General features: G+C 26.8%; 17 protein-coding genes. 7 read left to right on the top strand and 10 right to left on the bottom strand.

What is annotated here, in order from left to right; all coding sequences use genetic code 4:
- Window positions 1–441: 441 nt before the first annotated feature.
- Window positions 442–675 (bottom strand): hypothetical protein, encoded by a 234-nt coding sequence (locus ABDB96_RS02880; RefSeq protein ID WP_343251289.1) that lies wholly within the window; start codon window positions 673–675, stop codon window positions 442–444.
- Window positions 676–1,861: 1,186 nt separating this feature from the next.
- Here ABDB96_RS02880 and ABDB96_RS02875 point away from each other — a divergent pair.
- Window positions 1,862–2,587, top strand: a complete 726-nt coding sequence (locus ABDB96_RS02875) for a coiled-coil domain-containing protein (RefSeq protein WP_343251288.1) — start codon at window positions 1,862–1,864, stop codon at window positions 2,585–2,587.
- Between the two features lie 571 nt (window positions 2,588–3,158).
- On the opposite strand, the gene ABDB96_RS02870 is transcribed toward ABDB96_RS02875, so the two are convergent.
- Window positions 3,159–3,392, bottom strand: a complete 234-nt coding sequence (locus tag ABDB96_RS02870) for a hypothetical protein (protein WP_343251287.1) — start codon at window positions 3,390–3,392, stop codon at window positions 3,159–3,161.
- A 668-nt stretch (window positions 3,393–4,060) separates the two neighbouring features.
- The gene (locus ABDB96_RS02865) at window positions 4,061–4,435 is read right to left on the bottom strand and encodes a hypothetical protein (protein ID WP_343251286.1); all 375 of its coding nucleotides are present in this window, start codon (window positions 4,433–4,435) and stop codon (window positions 4,061–4,063) included.
- Between the two features lie 1,289 nt (window positions 4,436–5,724).
- Between ABDB96_RS02865 and ABDB96_RS02860 the strand changes: the two genes are divergently transcribed.
- The gene (locus tag ABDB96_RS02860) at window positions 5,725–6,396 is read left to right on the top strand and encodes a coiled-coil domain-containing protein (RefSeq protein WP_343251285.1); all 672 of its coding nucleotides are present in this window, start codon (window positions 5,725–5,727) and stop codon (window positions 6,394–6,396) included.
- Window positions 6,397–7,047: 651 nt separating this feature from the next.
- Here ABDB96_RS02860 and ABDB96_RS02855 read toward each other — a convergent pair.
- Window positions 7,048–7,239 (bottom strand): hypothetical protein, encoded by a 192-nt coding sequence (locus tag ABDB96_RS02855; RefSeq protein ID WP_343251284.1) that lies wholly within the window; start codon window positions 7,237–7,239, stop codon window positions 7,048–7,050.
- 611 nt (window positions 7,240–7,850) lie between these two features.
- Complete coding sequence (locus ABDB96_RS02850; RefSeq protein ID WP_343251283.1) at window positions 7,851–8,645, bottom strand: hypothetical protein; 795 nt, start codon at window positions 8,643–8,645, stop codon at window positions 7,851–7,853.
- A gap of 1,413 nt (window positions 8,646–10,058) precedes the next feature.
- Here ABDB96_RS02850 and ABDB96_RS02845 point away from each other — a divergent pair.
- Window positions 10,059–10,763: a hypothetical protein gene (locus tag ABDB96_RS02845; protein WP_343251282.1), complete on the top strand. Its 705-nt coding sequence runs from the start codon at window positions 10,059–10,061 to the stop codon at window positions 10,761–10,763.
- A gap of 1,389 nt (window positions 10,764–12,152) precedes the next feature.
- On the opposite strand, the gene ABDB96_RS02840 is transcribed toward ABDB96_RS02845, so the two are convergent.
- Window positions 12,153–12,617 carry a hypothetical protein gene (locus tag ABDB96_RS02840; RefSeq protein ID WP_343251281.1) on the bottom strand — a complete coding sequence of 155 codons (465 nt, stop codon included), beginning with the start codon at window positions 12,615–12,617 and terminating at the stop codon, window positions 12,153–12,155.
- Window positions 12,618–14,101: 1,484 nt separating this feature from the next.
- Here ABDB96_RS02840 and ABDB96_RS02835 point away from each other — a divergent pair.
- Window positions 14,102–14,860, top strand: coding sequence for a hypothetical protein (locus ABDB96_RS02835; RefSeq protein WP_343251280.1), 759 nt, complete (start codon window positions 14,102–14,104; stop codon window positions 14,858–14,860).
- 1,442 nt (window positions 14,861–16,302) lie between these two features.
- On the opposite strand, the gene ABDB96_RS02830 is transcribed toward ABDB96_RS02835, so the two are convergent.
- On the bottom strand, window positions 16,303–17,013 hold the full coding sequence (locus tag ABDB96_RS02830; RefSeq protein WP_343251279.1) for a hypothetical protein: 711 nt from the start codon (window positions 17,011–17,013) through the stop codon (window positions 16,303–16,305).
- A 1,190-nt stretch (window positions 17,014–18,203) separates the two neighbouring features.
- On the opposite strand from ABDB96_RS02830, the gene ABDB96_RS02825 reads away from it, so the two are divergent.
- Window positions 18,204–18,959 carry a hypothetical protein gene (locus tag ABDB96_RS02825; protein WP_343251278.1) on the top strand — a complete coding sequence of 252 codons (756 nt, stop codon included), beginning with the start codon at window positions 18,204–18,206 and terminating at the stop codon, window positions 18,957–18,959.
- 366 nt (window positions 18,960–19,325) lie between these two features.
- Here the strand turns inward: ABDB96_RS02825 and ABDB96_RS02820 are convergent, their stop codons facing one another.
- Complete coding sequence (locus ABDB96_RS02820; RefSeq protein ID WP_343251277.1) at window positions 19,326–19,463, bottom strand: hypothetical protein; 138 nt, start codon at window positions 19,461–19,463, stop codon at window positions 19,326–19,328.
- An 876-nt stretch (window positions 19,464–20,339) separates the two neighbouring features.
- The gene (locus ABDB96_RS02815) at window positions 20,340–20,717 is read right to left on the bottom strand and encodes a hypothetical protein (RefSeq protein WP_343251276.1); all 378 of its coding nucleotides are present in this window, start codon (window positions 20,715–20,717) and stop codon (window positions 20,340–20,342) included.
- A gap of 1,070 nt (window positions 20,718–21,787) precedes the next feature.
- Here ABDB96_RS02815 and ABDB96_RS02810 point away from each other — a divergent pair.
- Both ABDB96_RS02810 and galE read left to right on the top strand, forming a co-directional pair.
- Window positions 21,788–22,534 carry a hypothetical protein gene (locus ABDB96_RS02810; RefSeq protein ID WP_343251275.1) on the top strand — a complete coding sequence of 249 codons (747 nt, stop codon included), beginning with the start codon at window positions 21,788–21,790 and terminating at the stop codon, window positions 22,532–22,534.
- Window positions 22,535–23,674: 1,140 nt separating this feature from the next.
- Complete coding sequence (gene galE, locus ABDB96_RS02805; protein WP_343251274.1) at window positions 23,675–24,655, top strand: UDP-glucose 4-epimerase GalE; 981 nt, start codon at window positions 23,675–23,677, stop codon at window positions 24,653–24,655.
- Between the two features lie 445 nt (window positions 24,656–25,100).
- Here galE and phoU read toward each other — a convergent pair whose 3' ends face one another.
- Window positions 25,101–25,784: a phosphate signaling complex protein PhoU gene (phoU, locus tag ABDB96_RS02800; RefSeq protein WP_343251273.1), complete on the bottom strand. Its 684-nt coding sequence runs from the start codon at window positions 25,782–25,784 to the stop codon at window positions 25,101–25,103.
- Window position 25,785: the final 1 nt, after the last annotated feature.

Below are 25,785 nucleotides of genomic sequence, written 5' to 3'. Positions count from 1 at the left end.
AATAAAAAAATAAAAATTAAATAGGGTACTAAAAATGGCAAAATTTAACAAATGATTATTTTCTACACGCATGAAATATGCTCATGATTGGATGATATAAACTAAAAATACTTAGACTTTGTAAAATTAATTTTAAACTGCGGCATAATCACATGTACAATATCTGGTTTCAATAAATATCTTGAACTTTGGTTTTAACGAAATTATTTACTTTTATAAAATTAACAAAAGAAAAACAATATAAATAGGTCTTTATTTATAATTAAAGTTGTTTTATACAGAATTGATATTTAAAACCAAAAAATTTCATTGATTTCAAGGTTTTAATTATTTGATATATGGTTGCGGTAATAAAGATAAATTTTAGGTATTTTAAATTTAAAAAGCAAAACCCTTTTTGTCTTAGAGTTTTGCTTTTTTTAATTAAAGTAATGTAACTGTTTATTTTTCAAGATCCAAGAAGAACATTGGTAAATTTTCAAGTATGTTTTCGCTGTTTCTTCTCAAGCTTGTGGTTCCACCAGAGCCACTTCCTGTGGTTCCGCCATTGTTTCCGCCAGTAGGAGGAGTTGGACCATCTTGACTAACCTCAGAGCACGCTGATGCAATTGCTCCTACCAACGGAACCGCTAATGCCAATCCGGTTAATAAAAACTTCTTTTTAAACTTTTTCATTTAGATACCTCTTATAACATAACATGGTTCTTCGTAAATAAACATAAGGTTTAGAAAAATTTCATGCTTTGTTTTTAAATGATGAAAATATTTTGTTTTTTTTTTTTTTTGTCAAGTGGTTTGTTTAGAAAATCGTGCTTTTTGATAGAAAAATCTACAAATTAAATCCTTTATAGTCCAAAATTTAAGGATTTCAAGAAATTATTGTACTTTTAAATACAAGTTAAAAAAATAATAAAAATTAAAAATTGCAGAATTCAACAAACTAATAATTATATAAAAGATTTTTTAAATTTTCCTTTGGCAATATGATGCAAATTAAAAATATTGAAGACAACCACTAAGTTAAACTCGATCATAATAACCACACTAGTCTCGATTACATTAAGGTCATAAATGAAATAAATTAGATTATATAAGCGATTTATCATTAGTCATTAAATTGCAACGATAAAATCAAACAACAACTCGAGAGGATGATTACTCCAAATTTTATTATTGGTAAAAATTTCAATAATTTGATATCTAATAAAATCTAACTGTGAATAGATTATTTTTGTAATCTGTTTTACAACGATTCATTTGAAAATTATAAAACATTTTAAACATCAAAACTACAAGATACGTATTAACCTTACATAATTATAAAAATTAAAAAATCTGATTTTTTTTGCATTGTAAAATTGAAATCTTAATAATTTTATTGATTTTACCAATCTATCATTCTGTCTTTTAACTCATATTTAGCAACTGTTAGTTTCTTTTATTTCTTACCAATTGAGTGTCCAAAGTGCCAATCGTTTTGCTAATTTGGTATCTTATCTTCAAACAATTTATGCAATTATTTACGATAATATAGTTAAACTAAATTCTTTGAAGTTTCATCATCCTGATTAAAGAAGTGTAACAGGTTAAAAAGTTTAAAAGAGTCTTGATTTATTGATCTAATTATTGATATAGTAAAAACTACATATTTGCTAGTGATTTCCATAATGATTTAGATTGGACAAGTAGTAGTAATGCATTGTTATCAGTTTTAATGTCAAATTTAGAATTATTTTGCAAAATTGCAAATTCAAAAAAAGCAAAATAATTTATAATAGATTACCATTGTTTTCAACAATTTTAAAGCAAAAAAACTTAATGCTAAAACTTTTATTACAAGTATCAAAAAGAGGTAATTAGGATGGCTAAAAAAGATAATGACTCTGAATTTCAAAAATTGGTTCTTAAACAACTAAAAGAACTTACCGAGAATGCTAAGCAAACAACTCAAAACGTTCAGAGCATCAAAACCGATTTAAAAAAAGAAATTGATAAAACCAATCAAAAAATTGACAACACTAAAATCGAGTTAAAAAAAGAAATCGACAACAATAAAATTGAATTAAAAAAAGAAATTGATAAAACCAATCAAAAAGTTGATAAACTAGACAAGAAGATTGATAACAATAAAACAGAGCTAAAAAAGGAAATTGAAAAAACAAACCAAAAAATTGACAGAACTAAAATTGAACTAAAAAAAGAAATTGATAAAACCAACCAAAAGGTTGATAAGTTAGACCAAAAAGTTGATGATGGTAATGCTGCACTTCACGACCGGATTGATTCGTACCATTTGACTATTGACCTGCCACCGCCACCGCCGCCAGTACAAAAACTTTACAAATTAATGAAAAATATTGTTGTAGTTCATATTGATACTTCTTGAAATCAACATAAGTTAGAAGTATTAATTAAGCAAATTTACCAAGATTTTGGTCATCTTAAAAAGAAGAAAGTTGGTTACATTCAGTTTAGAGTAGAAGCTAATATGATTGAATTTGTTGAAAAATACTTAGAGACAATAGAATTTAGTAAAGATTATCAATGTTTGATAGATTTGGAAACTGATGAATCAAAGCGTATCTAAACAGTATTTAAAAATCTTATTTTTCAAACAAAATTATTGTTTTTTGATATCTATTGCTTATTTAAATTTTATTAGTTTCAATATCCTTCTTTAAGTTTTAAATTAAAGGTATATTATTATCTAATAAAAATCTGATGGTCAAGACCCAAAATAATCATGTGAAATTTCAAAAATTGATTTTTAATCCATTAAATATAAATTTAATGATTTTTAAAAAATAAAATAAAAGTTGGTAATGTTGATAAAAAATTAACAGTGCTTTAAAGCGGTTTAAATGCATGATAAATCATTCATTTTTATTAAATTAATTATGAATATTAACTAAAAAGTAGTTTTTTTATTTTTAAAAAATGAAAATATATAAAATTAGAAATAAAGGTTTTATAGATTTTGAACTTTAAAAGTAATTAAAAAGTATTTAACTATTTTCATTTATCGAGTTGTTTTTTAAATCTAATTACGTTAATATTTTTAGTATGAGAATGCAAGAGGTCTTGGTTGCAACTTCGAAATCAGTAGGTGGAATAAAGAATTTACAGTATTTTTCAAAGTAACTTGAAACATAACTGTCCTATCACGAATTTCTGAAGTACCACGTTGAAATAATGGATGGTTCAGCAAAGGATTTATCAAAGTTTGTTTGTCATCGTTTTACTATATAACTATTAACTGTATCACACTTGCTAATACCCAGGTAGTAATTTTGCTTGTTTTTTTCAGAATTATTAACAACTGTAGTGACTAGATCATCAGTTTTAAATTCACCAAATAATTCTTTAATCTTGTTAATCAGGACCTTCTGCAAAATCTTTTTATTTTGTGACTTTAGAAAACGCTAACGCTATCACGCCAAGAAATAAAACTACTAATGGTCAAGTTAGTTAAATTCTCTTAATTTGATTTTTTCGTATAGATTAATCTGCATCATAAACGTTCACAAACACAAAAAGTTTCAAAAATATATTTTAGTACATAATCAATCAGATAAATTTTCATTTTTTTTGTCAAGTGTCTTGATTGAAGATTCATGTCTTTTATTAATAAAAAAATGAAAAAATGAATGGTAAAGATCAAAAAGTTTAGCAAATATAATTTGACACGGTAGTTCTTGAAATCTGATTTTGAGTCTTTCATGAAAACGAAAAATATTCGTATTTCTTCAGCTTAGTTTTAGATAGTGAAATAATCATACGAAAAGTAACAATATAAGCATTTGAATTGTGATTAATCTTTGTTTACTTTTAAGAACGAAGTAAATTAAGGCAATAAGTAAAAATGATTAAATTTATTTTTTTGGACACCTAAAAACTTATTTTATGCAAAAACTCATATTAAAAACCAAAAATATGATTGATTTTTGAATTTTGATGATTTGATTCTTGCGATAAAAAGATAAATTAGAGGTGTTTAAAATTTAAAAAAAACAAAACCCGAGTTTGCATCAGGTTTTGTTTTTTAAAATAATTTAACCGGTTATTTTGCAAGTTTAATGAACATTGGTAAATTTTCAAGTGAACCAATATTCGAACTGGAACTGTTCGTTTGTTTACCTGGTTGTTGGGGTTGTTGATCTTGTTTACCTGGTTGTTGGGGTTGTTGATCTTGTTTACCTGGTTGTTGGGGTTGTTGATCTTGTTTACCTGGTTGTTGGGGTTGTTGATCTTGTTTACCTGGTTGTTGGGGTTGTTGATCTTGTTTACCTGGTTGTTGGGGTTGTTGATCTTGTTTACCTGGTTGTTGGGGTTGTTGATCTTGACTAACCTCAGAGCACGCTGATGCAATGGCTCCTACTAACGGAACCGCTAATGCCAATCCGGTTAATAAAAACTTCTTTTTAAATTTTTTCATTTAGATACCTCTTATAACACAACATGATTCTTCGTAAACAAATCAGGTTTAAAAAAAAATTCATGTTTTGTTTTAAATGATGGTAATATTTTGTTTTTTTTTTTTTTTTTTTTTGTCAAGTGGTTTGTTTAAAAAATCGTGCTTTTTGATAGAAAAATCGACAAATTAAATCCTTTATACAGTCAAGATTTTAGGGTTACAAAAAAATATTCTGTCTTTTAAATAGAAGTTAAAAAAATAACAAAATTAAAAATTGCAGAATTCAACAAACTAACAATCATATAAAAGATTCTTTAAATTTTCTATTGGCAATATGATGCAAATTATAAATATTTAGCTTTTTTAAATTAATTTAGCTTGCAAAATAAACTTAATAAAACTAATTTACTCAAAGATATAATTTTCAAAATCATTTTTAAGAAAGCGAAATATTAAAAATATAGAAGACAAATACCAATTCAAACTCGATTATAATAACCACAGTAACCTGGAACTAGTAAGGGTCAAATAAAAATGGATTGATTGTTATTGATTTATCATTAGTGATTAGATTGAAACGACAAAACCAAACAACAAATCGAGACACTGATTACTCCAAATTTTATTATGGCTAAAAATTTTAATAATTTGATATCTAATAAAATCTAACTGTGAATAGATTACTTTTGTAATCTCTTTTACAACTATGAATTTGAAAATTATAAAAACATTCTAAATATCAAAACTGCAAGATGCGTATTGACCTTACATAATTATAAAATCAAAGAATCAGAATTTTTTTCCATTGTAAATTAGAAGTTTAATTTTATTTATTTTAAAGATTCATAAATTCATCATTCTGTATTTTTATCCATATCTAGCAACTGTTAGTTTTTTATTTCTTACTAATTAAGTATGTAAAGTTCCAATCGTTTTACTAATTTGATATCTTATCTTCAAATAACTTATGCAATTATTTACGATAATACATTTATGCTAAATTCTTTGATGTCTCATCATCCTTATTAAAGGATTGTGACTGCTTAAAAGTTTAAAAAATCTTTTTTTATTGATCTAAATTGATATGGTAAACTACATACTTGCTAACGATTTCCATAAGATTTAGATTGGATAACTAGTAGTAATGCATCGTTATCAGTTTTAATACTAAATTTAAAATTAATTTAAAAAAATGGTAATTCAAAAAAGCAAAATAACTTATAATAGATTACGCTTGTTTTCAACCATTTAAAGCAAGACAGTTTACTATTAAAACTTATTATTACAAGTATCAAAAAAAGGTAATTAGTATGGCTAAAAAAGATAATGAATCTGAATTTCACAAATTGGTTCTTGAGCAACTAAAAGAACTTACCGAAAATGCCAAGAAAACAACTCAAAACGTTCAGATCATCAGGACCGAGTTAAAAAAAGAAATTAATAAGACCAATCAAAAAATTGAAAACACTAAAATCGAGTTAAAAAAGGAAATTGATAACAATAAAGTTGAGTTAAAAAAAGAAATTGAAAAAACAAACCAAAAAGTTGATAAACTAGACAAGAAAATTGACAACACTAAAACTGAGTTAAAAAAAGAAATTGATAAAACCAATCAAAAGGTTGATAAACTGGACCAAAAAGTTGATGATGGTAATGTTGCAATTAACGCCCGGATTGATTCGTACCATTTATCTACTGACTTACCACCGCCACCCCCACCAGTAGAAAAACTTTACAAATTAATGAAAAATATTGTTGTAGTCTATATTAATGCTTCTTGAAATCAACATAAGTTAGAACTATTAATCAAACAAATTTACCAAGATTTTACTCATCTTAAAAAGAATAAAATTGGTTACGTTCAGTTTAGAGTAAATGCTAACATGATTGAATTTGTTAAAAAATACCTACAAACAATAGAATTTAGTAGGGATTATCAATATTTAATTGATCAGGAAACTGATGAATCAAAGCGTATCTAAAGAGTATTTAAAAAGCCTTGTTTTTTCAACTAACTTCCTACTTTTTGATATATATCGCTTATTCAAATTTTATTAGTTTCATATACTTCTTTAATTCCTAAATTAAAGGTACATTGTTATCTAGTAAAACCTTATGATCAAAAATCAAAATAATCATGTTGAATTTCAAAAATTGATTTTTAATCGATTACATATAAATTTAATGATTTTTACAAATTAAAACAAAAGTTGATAATGTTGGTAAAAAATTAACAGTGATTTAAAGTGATTTAAATGCATGATAAACCATTCATTTTTATGAAAGTAATTATGAAGATTAACTAAAAAGTAGTTTTTTTATTTTTCAAAAATGAAAATATATAAAATCAGAAATAAAATTTAGCATAAATTTTAATCTTTAAAAAAATAATTAAAAAGTATTTAACTATTTTCATTTATCGAGTAGTTTTTTAAATTTAGTTACGATAGTACTTTTAGTATGACAATGTAATAGGCCTTAGTTGTAATTTCGAAATCTGTAGATGGATCAAATAATTTCCTGTTTTTTTCAAAGTAACTTGAAACATAATGATCCTCCACCAGTTTCTAAAATGCCATATTGAAGTTCTGGAGGTTCTTAAAAAGATTTAGGAAAGTTTGTTTATCCTTCCTTTATGCTTCAATATTAGCACTATTGCGATCACTGATGCTATTCGAAACATCACTTCCTTTTTGAAAATTATTAGCAAGTGTAATAACTAGATTATCAGTTTTAAATTCACCGAATAATTTTTTGACCTTCTTAATCTGGACCTTCTGCAAGGTTTTCTTATTTTGTGCGTCAGAAAACACTAAAGCTATCATACCAACAAATAGAACTACTAATGGTTAAGTTAATTAAATTCTTTTCTAGATTTTCATATAGATTAATCTGCATCATAATCATTCACAATCATAAAAAGTTTCAAAAATATATTTTAGTACATGATCAATCTGATAAATTTTTATTTTTTTGTTAAGTTCCTTGATTGAAGATTCATGTCTTTTATTAGTAAAAAATGAAAAAATGAATGGTAAGGATAAAAAAGTTTAGCAAATTATCATTTGACACGGTAGTTCTTGAGATCTGATTTTGAGTCTTTCATGAAAACGAAAAATATTCGTATTTTTTAAACTTAGTTTTAGATTGTGAAATAATCATACGGAAAGTAACAATATAAAAGTGTTAATTATTAATCTTTGTTTACTTTTAAGAACAAAGTAAATTAAGGGAATAAGTAAAAATGATTAAATTTAATTTTTGGGCACCTAAAAACTTATTTTATGCAAAATAAAAAACAAAAAAATATAATTAATTTTTAGATTTTTGATGATTTGATACTTAACTATAAAAAGAGAAATTTGAGGTGTTTTAAATTTTAAAAAACAAAACCCGAATTTGCATCAGGTTTTGTTTTTTAAAATAATTTAACCGGTTATTTTGTAAGTTTAATGAACATTGGCAAATTTTCAAGTGAACCAATATTGGAATTAGATTTCATCATATCGCCGGTTGCTGGTGGATTTTTTTGAGATTGATCGCCGGTTGCTGGTGGATTTTTTTGAGATTGATCGCCGGTTGCTGGTGGATTTTTTTGAGATTGATCGCCGGTTGCTGGTGGATTTTTTTGAGATTGATCGCCGGTTGCTGGTGGATTTTTTTGAGATTGATCGCCGGTTGCTGGTGGATTTTTTTGAGATTGATCGCCGGTTGCTGGTGGATTTTTTTGAGATTGATCGCCGGTTGCTGGTGGATTTTTTTGAGATTGATCGCCGGTTGCTGGTGGATTTTTTTGAGATTGATCGCCGGTTGCTGGTGGATTTTTTTGAGATTGATCGCCGGTTGCTGGTGGATTTTTTTGAGATTGATCGCCGGTTGCTGGTGGATTTTTTTGAGATTGATCGCCGGTTGCTGGTGGATTTTTTTGAGATTGATCGCCGGTTGCTGGTGGATTTTTTTGAGATTGATCGCCGGTTGCTGGTGGATTTTTTTGAGATTGATCGCCGGTTGCTGGTGGATTTTTTTGAGATTGATCGCCGGTTGCTGGTGGATTTTTTTGAGATTGATCGCCGGTTGCTGGTGGATTTTTTTGAGATTGATCGCCGGTTGCTGGTGGTGGTGTTGTTGGGCCATCTTGACTTACCTCAGAGCACGCTGATGCAATGGCTCCTACCAACGGAACCGCTAATGCCAATCCGGTTAATAAAAACTTCTTTTTAAACTTTTTCATTTTACTTACCTCACTTAACATGATTCTTCGTAAATAAACATAAGGTTTAGAAAAATTTCATGTTTTGTTTTTAAATGATGGTAATATTTTGTTTTTTTTTTTTTTGTCAAGTGGTTTGTTTAAAAAATCGTGCTTTTTGATAAAAAAATCGACAAATTAAATCCTTAATAGTCCAAAATTTAAGGATTGTAAGAAATTATTGTATTCTTTAAATAGAAATTAAAAAAATAACAAAAATTAAAAATTGCAGAATTCAACAAACTAATAATCATATGAAAAATTCTTTAAATTTTCTTTTGGCAATATGATGCAAATTAAAAATATTTAGGTTTTTTAAAATTAATTAGTTTGTAAAACAAACTTAATAAAACTAATTTACTCAAAGATCGAATTTTCAAAATTATTTTTAAGAAAGCAAAATATTAAAAACCTTGAAGACAAACACCAATTTAAACTTGATTATAATAACCACAGTAACCTGGAACTAGTAAGGTTCAAATAAAAATGGATTGATTGTTATTGATTTATCATTAGTCATTAGATTACAACGATAAAGCCAAAGAATAACTCGAAACGATGATTACTCCAAATTTTATTATGGCTAAAAATTTCAATAATTTGATATCTGATAAAATTTAATTGTGAATAGATTACCTTTACAATCTGTTTTACAACTATGAATTTGGGAACTAAATTTAAATTGATTAATGAAATTTCAAACATCAAAACAAAACTGAATTTAATAGTAATAACTCTAAAAATTAGTAATATAAATTTAGTTAACAATAAAAATTATTCATTTTTTGAATAAACTATAAACTACAAAATATAAAGATGTTAAATTCCAATACTGCAAGATGTATATTAGCTTTCACGGTTATTAAAAAGATTAAAGAATCAGAATTTTTTCCATTATAAATTAGAAGTTTAATTTTATTTATTTTAAAGATTCATCATTCTGCCTTTTTATTTATATTTAGAAACTGTTAGTTTTTTTTATTTCTTACCAATTGAGTGTGCAAAGTGCCAATCGTTTTGCTAATTTGATATCTTGTCTTCAAATAACTTATGCAATTATTTACGATAATGTATTTGCACCAAATTCTTTGAAGCCCTCTCATCCTGATTAAAAAATTGTAACTGCTTAAAAAGTTTAAAAATCTTTATTTATTGATCTAAATTAATATAGTAAAACTACATATTTGTTGACGATTTTCATAATGATTTAGATTGGACAAGTAGTAGTAATACATCGTTATCAGTTTTAATGTCAGATTGAGAATTATTTTAAAAAAATACAAATTCAAAAAAGCAAAATAATTTATAATAGATTATCCTTGTTTTCAACTATTTAAGGCAAGAAAACCTAATGTTAAAACTTTTTATTACAAGTATCAAGAAGAGGTAATTAGTATGGCTAAAAAGGATAATGACTCTCAATTTCAAAAATTGGTTCTTGAACAGCTAAAAGAACTTACTGAAAATGCTAAGAATACGAATCAGAGCGTTCAGAGCATCAAAACCGAGTTAAAAAAGGAAATTGATAAAACCAACCAAAAGGTTGATAAACTAGACAAGAAAATTGACAACACTAAAATTGAGTTGAAAAAGGAAATTGATAATAATAAAGTTGAGTTGAAAAAGGAAATTGAAAAAACAAACCAAAAAATTGACAACACTAAAATCGAGTTAAAAAAGGAAATTGATGACAATAAAATTGAATTAAAAAAAGAAATTGATAAAACCAACCAAATGGTCGATAAGTTAGACCAAAAAGTTGACCATGGTAACGCTGCAATTAACGCCAGGATTGATTCGTACCATTTACCTACTGACCTGCCACCGCCGCCCCCACCAGTACAAAAACTTTACAAATTAATGAAAAATATTGTTGTAGTTCATATTGATAACTCTTGAAATCAGCATAAGTTAAAATTATTAATTAAGCAAATTTACCAAGACTTTGATCATCTTAAAAAGAAGAAAATTGGTTACATTCAGTTTAGAGTAGATGCTAATATGATCGATTTTGTTAAAAAATACTTAGAAACAATAAAATTTAGTAAGGATTATCAATATTTGATTGATCAGGAAACTGATGAATCAAAGCGTATCTAAACAATATTTAAAAATCTTATTTTTCAAACAAAATTACTGTTTTTTGATATCTATTTGCTTATTCAAATTTTATTAGTTTCAATATAATTCTTTAATTTCTAAATTAAAGGTACATTGTTATCTAGTAAAACTTTATGATCAAGACCCAAAATAATCATGTGAAATTTCAAAAATTGATTTTTAATTGATTAAATATAAATTTAATGATTTTTACAAAATAAAACAAAAGTTGATAATGTTGATAAAAAATTAACAGTGATTTAAAGTGGTTTAAATGCATGATAAATCATTCATTTTTATTAAAGTAATTATGAAGATTAACTAAAAAGTAGTTTTTTTATTCTTGAAAAATGAAAATATATAAAATTAGAAATAAAGGTTTTATAGATTTTGAACTTTAAAAGTAATTAAAAAGTATTTAACTATTTTCATTTATCGAGTTGTTTTTTAAATCTAATTACGATAACATTTTTAGTGTGATAATGCAAAGAGTTCTTAGTTGAATTTCGAAATCTGTAGATGGATTAAAGAATTTATTATATTTTTTAAAGTAATTTAAAGTATAACATCCTATTACCAGTTTCTGAAATGCCATGTTGAAATCCTGGAGGTTTTGGAAAGAATTTATGGAAGTTAACTTCTAATCGTCTTTAATCTGTACATTAGTCTATCACAGTTGCTAATATCCATTAGTGATTTTCCTTATTCTTTTTAAAATTATTAACAAGTGTAGTCGCTACACCTTCGGCTTCCATTCGCAAAATAATCTTTGTTTTTTCTTCTCAACTTTTGTAGAGTATCTTCTTTTGTAACTTGAAAACACGATAACCGAATCATACCGACTAATGAAACTACTAAGGCCAATTCAGTTAGTTAAATTTTATTATTTTATTTACTCATTTGGATCAATCCTATTATCTGATTCATTTCATCGGAAATAAAAAATCAAAAATTAAAGTAGGGTTCTAAAAATAGCAAAATTTAGCAAATGATTATTTTCTATACGCATGAAATATGCTCACGATTGGATGATATAAACTAAAAATACTTGGGCTTTGTAAAACTAATTTTAAGTTGAGGCATAATCATATGTACAATATCTGGTTCAAATAAATCTTTTGAACTATAGTTTAACGAAATTTACTTTTATAAAATTAACAAAAGAAGAACAATATAAATAGGTCTTTGTTTATAATTAAAGTTGTTTTATAATACGGAATTGATATTTAAAACCAAAAAATTTCATAGATTTCAAGGTTTTAATTATTTGATATATGGTTGCGATAATAAAGATAAATTTTAGGTATTTTAAATTTAAAAAGCAAAACCCTTTTTGTCATAGAGTTTTGCTTTTTTTAATTAAAGTAATGTAACTCTGTTTCTTACTAATTATAAGAAATTAGGTAAATGTTCAAGTATGTTTTCGATGTTATTATTTTTCATCATCATACTGGAACTACCAGAGCCACTTCCTGATTGACCAGCGGTTCCACCAGAGCCACTTCCTGATTGACCAGCGGTTCCACCAGAGCCACTTCCTGATTGACCAGCGGTTCCACCAGAGCCACTTCCTGATTGACCAGCGGTTCCACCAGAGCCACTTCCTGATTGACCAGCGGTTCCACCAGAGCCACTTCCTGATTGACCAGCGGTTCCACCAGAGCCACTTCCTGATTGACCAGCGGTTCCACCAGAGCCACTTCCTGATTGACCAGCGGTTCCACCATTATTTCCGCCAGGCGGAGGGGTTGAACCATCTTGACTAACCTCAGAGCAAGCTGATGCAATGACTCCTACCAACGGAACCGCTAATGCCAATCCGGTTAACAAAAACTTCTTTTTAAACTTTTTCATTTAGATACCTCTTGTAGCACAACATGATTCTTCATAAATAAACATAAGGTTTAGAAAAATTTCATGTTTTGTTTTTAAATGATGGGAATATTTTGTTTTTTTTTTTTTTTGTCAAGTGGTTTGTTTAAAAAATCGTGCTTTTTGATAGAAAAATCTAAAAATTAAATCCTTTGCAGTTCAAAATTTTAGGGTCGCAAGAAAATATTCTGTCTTTTTAATAGAAGTTAAAAAAATAACAAAATTAAAAATTGCAGAATTCAACAAACTAACAATCATATAAAAGATTCGTTAAATTTTCTTTTGGCAATATGATGCAAATTATAAATATTTAGGTTTTTTTAAATTAATTTAGCTTTCAAAATAAACTTAATAAAACTAATTTACTCAAAGATCGAATTTTCAAAATCATTTTTAAGAAAGTGAAAAATTAAAAACATTGAGGGCAAACACCAATTTAAACTCGATTATAATAACCACAGTAATCTGGAACTAGTAATGTTCAAATAAAAATGGATTGATTGTTATTGATTTATCATTAGTCATTAGATTGAAACGATAAAACCAAACAACAAATCGAGACACTAATTACTCCAAATTTTATTATTGCTAAAAATTCCAATAGTTTGATATAAGATAAAATCTAATTATTACAGATCTAATTATAGAAAGGTTGCTTTTACAATCTGTTTTACAACTGTGAATTTGGAAATCAAAATGAAATTGATTAATGAAATTTAAAACATCAAAACAAAACTGAATTTAATAGTAATAAGACTAAAAATTTGTAATATAAATTTAGTTAACAATAAAAATTATTCATTTTTTTAATAAGTTATAAACTACAAAAATATAAAAATCTTAAATTCTAAAGCTACAAGATGTATATTAGTTTTCATGGTTATTAAAAAGATTAAACAATCAGAATTTTTTCCATTATAAATTAGAAGTTTAATAATTTTTATTTATTTTACAGATTCATCATTATGCTTTTTAACTCATATTTAATAACTGTTTTAGCAACTGTTAGTTTTTAATTTTTTACTAATTGAAATATAGAAGGAGGAAATCGCTTTGCAAATTTGATATCTTGTCTTCAAATATAACTTGTGCAATTATTTACGATAATATATTTAAACTAAATTCTTTGAAGTTTCATCATCCTGATTAAAGAAGTATAACTGGTTAAAAAGTTTAAAAAAATCTTTATTCATTGATCTAATATTGATATAGTAAAACTACATACTTGCTAACAATTTCCATAATGATTTATATAACAATTTCCATAATGATTTATATTGGACAAGTAGTAGTAGTAGTAATGCACCGTTATCAGCTTTAATGTTAAATTTAGAATTATTTTGCAAAATTTGAAATTCAAAAAAAACAAAATAATTTATAATAGAGTGCCCTTGTTTTCAGCGATTAAAAGCAAGACAGTTTAATGTTAAACTTCTTATTACAAGTATCAAAAAGAGGTAATTAGTATGGATAAAAAAGATAATGACTCTCAATTTCAAAAATTGGTTCTTGAACAACTAAAAGAACTTACCGAGAATTCTAAGAAAACAACTCAAAACGTTCAAAGCATCAAAACCGAGTTAAAAAAGGAAATTGAAAAAACAAACCAAAAAATCGACAACACTAAGATCGAGTTAAAAAAGGAAATTGATAACAATAAAATTGAGTTAAAAAAAGAAATTGATAAAACCAATCAAAAGGTTGATAAATTAGACAAAAAAATTGATAACAATAAAACAGAGTTGAAAAAGGAAATTAAAAAAACAAACCAAAAAATTGACAACACTAAAATCGAGTTGAAAAAGGAAATTGATAACAATAAAGTTGAGTTAAAAAAAGAAATTGATAAAACCAATCAAAAGGTTGATAAGTTAGACCAAAAAGTTGACCATGGTAATGCTGCAATTAACGCCCGGATTGATTCGTACCATTTACCTACTGAGACGCCACCGCCACCCCCACCAGTACAAAAACTTTATAAATTAATGAAAAATATTGTTGTAGTACATGTTGATATTTCTTGAAATCAACATAAGTTAGAATTATTGATTAAGCAAATTTACCAAGACTTTGGTCATCTTAAAAAGAAGAAAGTTGGTTACATTCAGTTTAGAGTAGAAGCTAATATGATTGAATTTGTTGAAAAATACTTAGAAACAATTGAATTTAGTAAGGATTACCAATATTTAATTGATCAGGAAACTGATGAATCAAAGCACATCTAAACAGTATTTGAAAAGCCTTGTTTTTTTCAACTAACTTCCTACTTTTTTTTGATATATAAATATTTATATATTTATATATCGCTTATTCAAATTTTATTAGTTTCAATATAATTCTTTAAGTTTTAAATTAAAGGTATATTATTATCTAATAAAAATCTGATGGTCAAAAATCATGTGAGATTTTAAAAATTTATTTTTAGTCGATTAAAGATAAATTTAATGATTTGTACAAAATAAAACAAAAGTTGATAATGTTGATAAAAAATTAACAGTGATTTAAAGTGGTTTAAATGCATGATAAATCATTCATTTTTATTAAAGTAATTATGAAGATTAACTAAAAAGTAGTTTTTTTATTTTTTGAAAAATGAAAATAATGAAAATATATAAAATTAGAAATAAAGGTTTTATAGATTTTGAACTTTAAAAGTAATTAAAAAGTACTCAACTATTTTCATTTATCGAGTAGTTTTTTTAAATCTAGCGACGCTAATATTTTTAGTATGAGAATGGAAGAGGCCTTGGTCGCAACATCGAAATCAGTAGATAGATCAAAGATTTGCTGTATTTTTCAAAGTAATTTTAAACATAATGGTTCCCTATCGCCAGTGTTTGAAATGCCATGTTGAAATTCTGGAGGTTTCGAAAAGAATTTATGGAAGTTAACTTCTAATCGTCTTTAATCTGTGCATTAGTCTATCGCAGTTGCTAATATCCATTAGTGATTTTCCTTGTTCTTTTTAAAATTATTAGCAAATGTAGTGACTTACACCTTCGGCTTCCATTCGCAAAATAATCTTTCTTTTTTCTTCTCAGCAGTTGTAGAGTGTCTTCTTTTGTAACTTCAAAACACGATAACCGAATCATGCCGACCAATTAAACTACTAACGCCAATTCAGTTAGTTAAATTTATTATTACATTTATTCATTTAGATCAATCCCATAATATGATTGATTCATCGGAATAAAAAATCAAAAATTCAAATAGGGTTATAAAAATGGCAAAATTTAGCAAATGATTATTTGCTATACACATGAAATATGATCACGATTGGATGATATAAACTAAAAATACTTAGATTTTGTAAAGTTAATTTTAAGCAGCGGTATAATCATATGTATTATATCTGGTTTAAATAAATCTCTTGAACTTTGGTTTTAAGGGAATTATTTACTTTTATAAAAATTGACAGAAGAAGAACAACATGAATAGATCTTTTGTTCATGAGTAAAGTTATTTTGTACAGAAATTGATATTTAAAACCAAAAAATGTGATTGATTTGAGGTTTTAATTGTTGATATATAGTTGCTATAATAAAAAAGATAAAATTGAGGCATTTTATATTTAAAAAGCAAAACCCTTTTTGTCATAGAGTTTTGCTTTTTTTAATTCAAGTAATGTAACTCTGTTTCTTACTAATTATAAGAAATCAGGTAAATGTTAAAGTATGTTTTCAATGTTCTTTTTCATCATTCTAGTTTCACCAGATCTGCTTTGGGTAGTTCCTGATGTACCACCAGAGCCGCCTTGGGTAGTTCCTGATCCTGATGTACCACCAGAGCCGCCTTGGGTAGTTCCTGATCCTGATGTACCACCAGAGCCGCCTTGGGTAGTTCCTGATCCTGATGTACCACCAGAGCCGCCTTGGGTAGTTCCTGATCCTGATGTACCACCAGAGCCGCCTTGGGTAGTTCCTGATCCTGATGTACCACCAGAGCCGCCTTGGGTAGTTCCTGATCCTGATGTACCACCAGAGCCGCCTTGGGTAGTTCCTGATCCTGATGTACCACCAGAGCCGCCTTGGGTAGTTCCTGATCCTGATGTACCACCAGAGCCGCCTTGGGTAGTTCCTGATCCTGATGTACCACCAGAGCCGCCTTGAGTAGTTCCTGATCCTGATGTACCACCAGAGCCGCCTTGGGTAGTTCCTGATCCTGATGTACCACCAGAGCCGCCTTGGGTAGTTCCTGATCCTGATGTACCACCAGAGCCGCCTGCTTGGTTTTGCCCACCTTGTCCAGAGTTATTTCTGCCAGGAGGAGGAGTTGGACCATCTTGACTAACCTCAGAGCACGCTGATGCAATAGCTCCTACCAACGGAACCGCCAATGCCAATCCAGTTAATAAAAACTTCTTTTTAAACTTTTTCATTTAGATACCTCACATAACATAACATGATTCTTCTTAAATAAACATAAAGTTTAGAAAAAGTTCATGTTTTGTTTTTAAATGATGGTAATATTTTGTTTTTTTTTTTTTTTTTGTCAAGTGGTTTGTTTAAAAAATCGTGCTTTTTGATAGAAAAATCTAAAAATTAAATCCTTTGTAGTCCAAAATCTTAGGATTACAAGAAAGTATTTTATCTTTTAAATAGAAGTTAAAAAAATAACAAAATTAAAAATTGCAGAATCCAACAAACTAATAATCATATGAAAAATTCTTAAATTTTGTCTTGACAAACAATAGGACGCAAATTAAAAATATTGAAGACAACCACTAAGTTAAACTCGGTCCTAATAACCACACTAGTCTCGATTACATTAAGGTCATAAATGAAATGAATTAGATTATATAAGCGACTTATCATTAGTCATTAAATTGCAACGATAAAACCAAACAATAACTCGAGACGATGATTACTACAAATTTTATTATGGCTAAAAATTTCAATAATTTGATATCTAATATAATCTAACTGTGAATAGATTACTTTTGCAATGTGTTTTACAACTATGAATTTGAAAATTATAAAAACATTTTAAACATCAAAACTACAAGATCCGTATTAACCTTACATAATTATAAAAATTAAAAAATCAGGATTTTTTTGCATTATAAAATTGAAATCTTAATAATTTTATTTCTTTTATCAATCTATCATTCTGTCTTTTAATTCAGATTTAGCAACTGTTAGTTTTTTTTATTTCTTAGCAATTGAGTGTGCAAAGTGCTAATCGTTTTGCTAGTTTGATATCTTATTTTCAAATAACTTATGCAATTATTTACGATAATATATTTAAACTAAATTCTTTGAAGTTTCATCATCCTGATTAAAGAAGTGTAACTGGTTAAAAAGTTTAAAAGAATCTTGATTTATTGATCTAATATTGAGATAGTAAAAACTACATATTTCCTAACGATTTACATAATGATTTAGATTGGACAAGTAGTAATAATGCATCGTTATCAGTTTTAATGTTAAATTTAGAATGATTTTACAAAATTACAAATCCAAAAAAGGACAATAATTTATAATAAATTACCCTTGTTTTCAACTATTAAAAACAAGAAGATTGAATTTTAAAACTTATTATTATAGGTATCAAAAAGGGGTAATTAGTATGGCTGAAAAAGATAATGACACTGAATTTCAAAAATTGGTTCTTAAGCAGTTAAAAGAACTTACCGAAAATTCTAAGAAAACAACTCAAAGCGTTCAGAACATCAAAACCGCATTAAAAAAGGAAATTAATAGAACCAATCAAAAAATCGACAAGACTAAAATTGAATTAAAAAAGGAAATTGATAACAATAAAGTTGAGTTAAAAAAAGAAATTAAAAAAACAAATCAAAAAATCGATAGCACTAAAATCGAGTTGAAAAAGGAAATTGATAACAATAAAGTTGAATTAAAAAAAGAAATTGATACAACCAATCAAAAGGTCGATAAATTAGACAAAAAGATTGATAACACTAAAAGTGAGTTAAAAAAGGAAATTGATAAAACCAATCAAAAGGTTGATAAGTTAGACCAAAAAGTTGATGATGGTATTGCGGCACTTCACGACCGGATTGATTCGTACCATTTATCTACTGAACTACCACCGCCTCCACCAGTACAAAAACTTTACAAATTAATGAAAAATATTGTTGTAGTCCATATTGATACTTCTTGAAATCAACATAAGTTAGAACTATTAATCAAACAAATTTACCAAGATTTTGGTCATCTTAAAAAGAAGAAAGTTGGTTACGTTCAGTTTAGAGTAGAAGCTAATATTATTGAATTTGTTGAAAAATACTTAGAAACAATAGAATTTAGTAAGGATTACCAATATTTGATTGATCATGAAACTGATGAATCAAAGCGTATCTAAACAGTATGTAAAAAATCTTATTTTTTCAATTAACTTCCTACTTTTTTTTGATGTATGAATATATATGTACATAATTTATATATCGCTTATTCAAATTTTATTAGTTTCAATATCCTTCTTTAAGTTTTAAATTAAAGGTATATTATTATCTAATAAAAATCTGATGGTCAGAAATCATGTGAGATTTTAAAAATTTATTTTTAATCGATTAAATATAAATTTAATGATTTTTACAAAATAAAACAAATGTTGATAATGTTGATAAAAAATTAACAGTGGTTTAATGCGGTTTAAATGCATGAAAAATCATTCATTTTTATTAAATTAATTATAAATATTGACTAAAAAGTAGTTTTTTAAATTTAATTACGCTAATATTTTTAGTACGAGAATGTAGTATGCCTTGGTTGCAACTTCTAAATCAGTAGGTGGATTAAAGAATTTATTATATTTTTTAAAGTGCTTTAAATTATAACGTCCCTTCGCCAGTTTCTGAAATGCCATATTGAAATTCTGGAGGTTCTTAAAAAGATTTAGGGAAGTTGTTTGTCCTTCCTTTATATTTCAATATTAGCACTATTGCGGTCACTGATGCTATTGAAAACATCGCTTCCTTTTTGAAAATTATTAGCAAATGTGATAACTAGATCATCAGTTTTAAATTCACTGAATAATTTTTTGACCTTGTTAATCAATCTGTCCTTCTAAAAATTCTTCTTATTTTGTGACTTCAGAAAACACTAACGTCATCATACCAACAAATAGAACTACTAATGATTAAGTTAATTAAATTCTTTTATTAGATTTTCATATAGATTAATCTGAATCATAATCCTTCACAATCATAAAAAGTTTCAAAAATATATTTTAGTACATGATCAATCGGATAAATTTTTATTTTTTTGTCAAGTGCCTTGATTGAAGATTCAGGTTTTTATTATTAAAAAAATGAAAAAATGAATGGTAAAGATCAAAAAGTTTAGCAAATTATAATTTGACACGGTAGTTCTTGAAATCTGATTTTGAGTCTTTCATGAAAACAAAAAATATTCGTATTTCTTAGGCTTAGTTTTAGATAGTGAAATAATCATACGAAAAGTAACAATATAAACATTTGAATTGTGATTAATCTTTGTTTACTTTTAAGAACAAAGTAAATTAAGAGAATAAGTAAAAATGATTAAATTTAATTTTTTGGGCACCTAAAAACTTATTTTATGCAAAAACTCATATTAAAAAACAAAAAATATAATTGATTTTTAAATTTTTGATTATTTGATCTCTTGCTATAAAAAGATAAATTTGAGGTGTTTTAAATTTAAAAAAAAAACAAAACCCGAATTTTGCATCAGGTTTTGTTTTTTAAAATAATTTAACTGGTTATTTTGTAAGTTTAATGAACATTGGTAAATTATCAAGTGAACCAATATTTGAATTGGATTGGTTACTACCAGGAGTACTTGGTGTAGATGGGTTTGATGGGGATTGGTTACTACCAGGAGTACTTGGTGTAGATGGGTTTGATGGGGATTGGTTACTACCGGGAGTACTTGGTGTAGATGGGTTTGATGGGGATTGGTTACTACCAGGAGTACTTGGTGTAGATGGGTTTGATGGGGATTGGTTACTACCAGGAGTACTTGGTGTAGATGGACTACTACCTTGATCTACTTCAGAGCAAGCTGATGCAATGACACCTACTAATGGAACTGCTAATGCTAATCCAGTTAATAAAACATTTTTTTTAAACTTTTTCATTTAGATTTATCTCCTATACAACACAACAACTCTTCGTATAACAAAAAAGTTTAGAAGAATTTCGTATTTTGTTTTGAAAATATGGAAATATTTTGTTTTTTTTTTTTTTTTTTTTTGTCAAGTGGTTTACTTGAAAATTTATGCTTTTTAATAGAAAAGCTGAAAATTAAATTATTTTAGTTAAAAATTTTAAATTTACAGAAATCATCTATATAAAAACAAAAAATATCAAATAATAGGAATCAGAAAACTCAGCTAATAAATATATTGCATGATGCACGTTAAAATCTAATTTTAGATTGCAATACATTTAAAAGATTAATTGTTATGACTTGCAATGAAATAAAATTTAAATTATAAAGAACAATAACAACTTATAAAAACTAAAAAATAGGTTTCTCAAAATTAATAAAATCAAATAATCATTACTAACTGTACTGAAAAATAAATAAGGAATGCGTTTGACTCTTTGAATCAAAGCATTTAGCATTTTACATAAAATAGAAAGTTTTAACTTTACATATTTGATTATTCGCTATAGTTATTATCGTGGTGATGAATATTAGTGGTAATTTTTAAAGGAGTTCAAAATTTATAAAAAGATTAAAATAATTCATAACTTGTTAGTAAATATCAATTTATGAATTAAAATGACGTAAAAAATAATTAAATGTAAAAAGAATAAATAAAAATAAGTAACTTTTTAATAATAAACAAACGATTAATTTGTAAAAAATTACAGTAATGAATAAATTATAAATTTTAATAAATGCTTTGGTTTTCAAAACAACTCGTAATAATAAAATTTACGCTTCGAGAAGCTTAAAAAATCATTGAAAATTTATCAAACTATTAATTAATCTGCTAATACAAATAAACTCCGTATTCAGAACTTTTAAGTATATGTGCTTCTAGTTTAAAGTTCTTTTTTCGTTAATTAAACTATTTTAATGTAAATTCAATATTTGCAAATAAAATGTAAGATTTACTATGATTCAATATATTGTCTTTATTTAAGATAAATTAATATATTAAATTAAAAAAGCAAAAACCTTAATTTAACGTAAGGTATGCTCTGCTTTTTTAAAATAATTATATTTAATTTTTATGCTTATTTTGTTTCGGTTCCTGGTCGAGTTTCAGGAGTTTTAGCAAACCATTCTAGGAAATCTCGTGATTTGATTCTAGGACCAGGTTGGGTTTCAGGAGTTTTAGGGCTTGTTTCGGTTCCTGGTCGAGTTTCAGGAGTTTTAGCAAACCATTCTAGGAAATCTCGTGATTTGATTCTAGGACCAGGTTGGGTTTCAGGAGTTTTAGGGCTTGTTTCGGTTCCTGGTCGAGTTTCAGGAGTTTTAGCAAACCATTCTAGGAAATCTCGTGATTTGATTCTAGGACCAGGTTGGGTTTCAGGAGTTTTTTCAGGAGTTTTAGGGCTTGTTTCGGTTCCTGGTCGAGTTTCAGGAGTTTTAGCAAACCATTCTAGGAAATCTCGTGATTTGATTCTAGGACCAGGTTGGGTTTCAGGAGTTTTAGGGCTTGTTTCGGTTCCTGGTCGAGTTTCAGGAGTTTTAGGGCTTGTTTTGGTTCCTGGTCGAGTTTCAGGAGTTTTAGGGCTTGTTTCGGTTCCTGGTTGGGTTTCAGGGGTTTCAGTCTCTTTTTGAGCATCTTGCTTTTTTTTATCAGTTTTTGTTGTTGGACTGGTTAATCCTATTTCAGAACAAGCTGAAGTGATTGTAACAACTAACGGGACTGCTAATGCTAAACTAGTCAATAAAAATTTCTTTTTAGATTTTGCCACTTACTTTTTCCTCATTTAATAAAAAATACTTGAATTTTAAAATTCTGATTAATGTCTTATATGACTGTGATGATTTTCGTTTTTTTTTTTTTTTGTCAAGTGGTTTTATAAAAACTCGAAATTTTATAGTATTTACAGATATAAATTTCTAATAAACAAACACAATTTTTTTAAAAATTTAAAATTTATTAAAAAACAGTTTAAAAAACTTATAAGCGTAATTAGTGTAAATCAAATTGATACGACAGGGAAGAAAACAGGACTCTCAGATTGGTAATACGAAAATTTCACTTTATTTAGTGTTTATTAATAGCGGCTACTTACAATTATTTTATGTACTTTTTTCTATAATAATATTGTCAAAAATCAGAATTTTTGAATTTAAATTAGCAATCTTTAATTATCAAAAAATAAATGCAATAAATGAGTTTTGGTAAATTTAAAAATAATAAGAAAAAATTGAGGAACTTTCACAAAAAAAATAAAAACTTTCAAAATAATGTTTTAGTAAAATAAATCTAAGTTGGTTATTAATAAATAATTTTTAAAAAGTTAATCAAACATAGTTACTCTATACTTAAAAAACTTATAGTGATAAATATTTTAAAATAAGAACTGTTTTAATAGTTTGTTTACAATATAACGTTAACTTTGACTTTTCAAACACTTACAAACATTAATAAAAATTTCTTTAGGTATTTTAGTTTTGATCAAATTTTAACTTTATTTTATTGTCAACCTTTATTTTTGTAGAATTACTTATTATCATTATTAATTCGTACTTCAAACTAATTAAAATAATCGCTCTGAATACAAACACGAAAATTAAATTTTTGGTTTTAATGGCTTTTGCTCTAATGCTAATGAAATCAAACAATTACTTTAATTATGGTACTCGATAAGATCAAATAGCATATTATTGAAAGCGTGCTGTCTTTTTGTGGTAAAAAGTATTAGTTTGCTTTAAATTGTTTATTTTTTAACTGCTAATACATTCAAAAAATAAACTAAGCCCTTATTAAATACAACTGATAAAATAAATAAATCATTTTTGAAACCTTATTTGAGGCATAAAAATCTAAATAATTTAGGTAAACTTGCTCAAATTATTATTTAAGAATTTCTTGGGTTTTAAAAAATAATTCATTAGGAGATTAAAATGAATTTTTTATTAATTGGAGGAGCTGGTTATATCGGATCAAATGTTGCCTATTTACTAGCAAAATCGAAAAATAATAAGGTTATTATTTATGATAACTTATCAACTAGCACAAACAAGACAACAATTTTTAAAAACAGCTCATTTGTTTTAGGATCACAACTAGATTATATTAAGTTAGATGAAATCATGAAAAAATATCAACCCGATGTGGTCATGCATTTTGCAGCAAAAATCATTGTTTCTGAATCGGTTACTCAACCCCTTGATTACTTTGAAAATAATGTCGTAGGAATGATTAACATTCTTAAAGCAATGCAGATGAATAACGTTAAAAGATTAATTTTTTCATCAACTGCAGCCACCTATGGAAATCCTAAATCAATACCAATTCTGGAATCTGACCCTACAAGCCCAATTAATCCTTATGGTGCATCAAAATTATCATGTGAATATTTAATAAAGGCAAGTCATCAAGCCTACGGAATTAATAGTGTTATTTTCAGATATTTCAACGTTGCCGGAGCGAGTGATGACTATAATTTCGGCGTATATAACAAAAATAGCACGCTATTAATCCCAAGAATAGTTCGATCAATTTTGCAAGAAAAAAGTCTTAGTATTTTTGGAAATGATTACAATACGAAAGATGGCACATGCATTCGAGATTATGTTCATGTTATCGATTTAGCCAATGCCCATTTAAAAGGAAATGATTATCTTCAAAGGCAAAAAGGAGTTTTTACTTTTAACTTAGGGTCAAATCGTGGCTACAGCGTTTTAGAATGTTTACAGGCTGCAAAAGAAACTCTTAAAAAAGAAATTAAGTACCAATTTGAAAAAAGACGTTTAGGCGATCCGGACGTGTTAATAACTTCAAATCAAAAAATAAAAGAATTACTGCAATGAGAACCTGAAAAATCATTAGCTGATATGATCAAATCAGAATATGAATTTCAAAAAAAACATCAGCTTTTTTAAGTTTTTAATAAACTAGCACTGAAACATAAGTTGATATATTTTGATTGATTGAATTAACAATATTAAAAACCTATTCTTTATTTTGTTTTCACAATGACAAGGATTTGCTTAACAAAAATAATTGTTTTTAGATCTTTTGATTTATCTTTAGAAAATCGATTTTTGTTGTTGTTCATATGCTTTAATTGATTTTTTTAAAGAAGCTACAATGAAATAAAATTTAAGAATCACTAGAATTGGATCATAATAAAAAAATAGAATAACTAATAAAGACCTGATTAAATACCAATTTTTATGGCTTATACATTATTCTAAGTGTTCACGAAATTTAACTATTAAGTCAACTTAAATTGATCTTATTTTAAAAGTAATCATTTTTAGATGAGAAAAAATTAAAAAACATGGGTGTAGATCTAACCAACTTAAATTTAAGGCAGAAGGTTTATTAAGAACGCTTTTTAAAGAAAAAATGGGCTTCTTTAATGTAGATAAAATATTCAATAATATTCATAATATGGTCCATAATCCGTTCAACGTTTTTAAACGCTAAAATCAGTGAAACGGTAACCCCGCTTTCATGCTGGTTTTCCCTGAAGAAACTGTCATTAAATACTTGTAAATGTTCACGAAATTTTTTGGTGAAATCATTTAATAATTCTTCGGCATATTCATAACTGTTAAAAGCATCATGGGTTCGAAAATGCTCAAAGATCTTATAAAAATTGTCAATTGCTAAACGTTCTAAAGTAGCCAAAGATGTTAAGTGATCTGGCTTCATGCTAGGAGTTATTTCTAAAAATTTCGCCAAATTGTTTGCATAATCACAGATCCGTTCTAAATCATTAATGGAATTAATAATTGCAATCACAAACCGTAAGTGACCAGCTTGCGGTTGTTCTTTGGAAATCATCCAGGTACATTCGTCTAATAATTCGGCTTGGGTAATATTTGAAATCTTTTCTAATTCAAAAACACGCTGGATTTTTTTATTAACTTCTTCAATATTGGCATATTCTTCAAAAGTCTTAATCACAACCAAATGCATTTTGTAAGTATGACTTAAGTAAGCATAAAATTTTTTTAATAAATTATCTTCAGCTTGTTTCAATGATCCATAATTAATTGCCACG

Source organism: Mycoplasma amphoriforme A39 (genome assembly GCA_000723365.1).
Taxonomy (GTDB): Bacteria; Bacillota_I; Bacilli_A; order Mycoplasmatales; family Mycoplasmoidaceae; genus Mycoplasmoides; species Mycoplasmoides amphoriforme.
The sequence above is the reverse complement of the archived record's forward strand: the minus strand, read 5'-3'. Positions and strand labels throughout refer to the sequence as shown.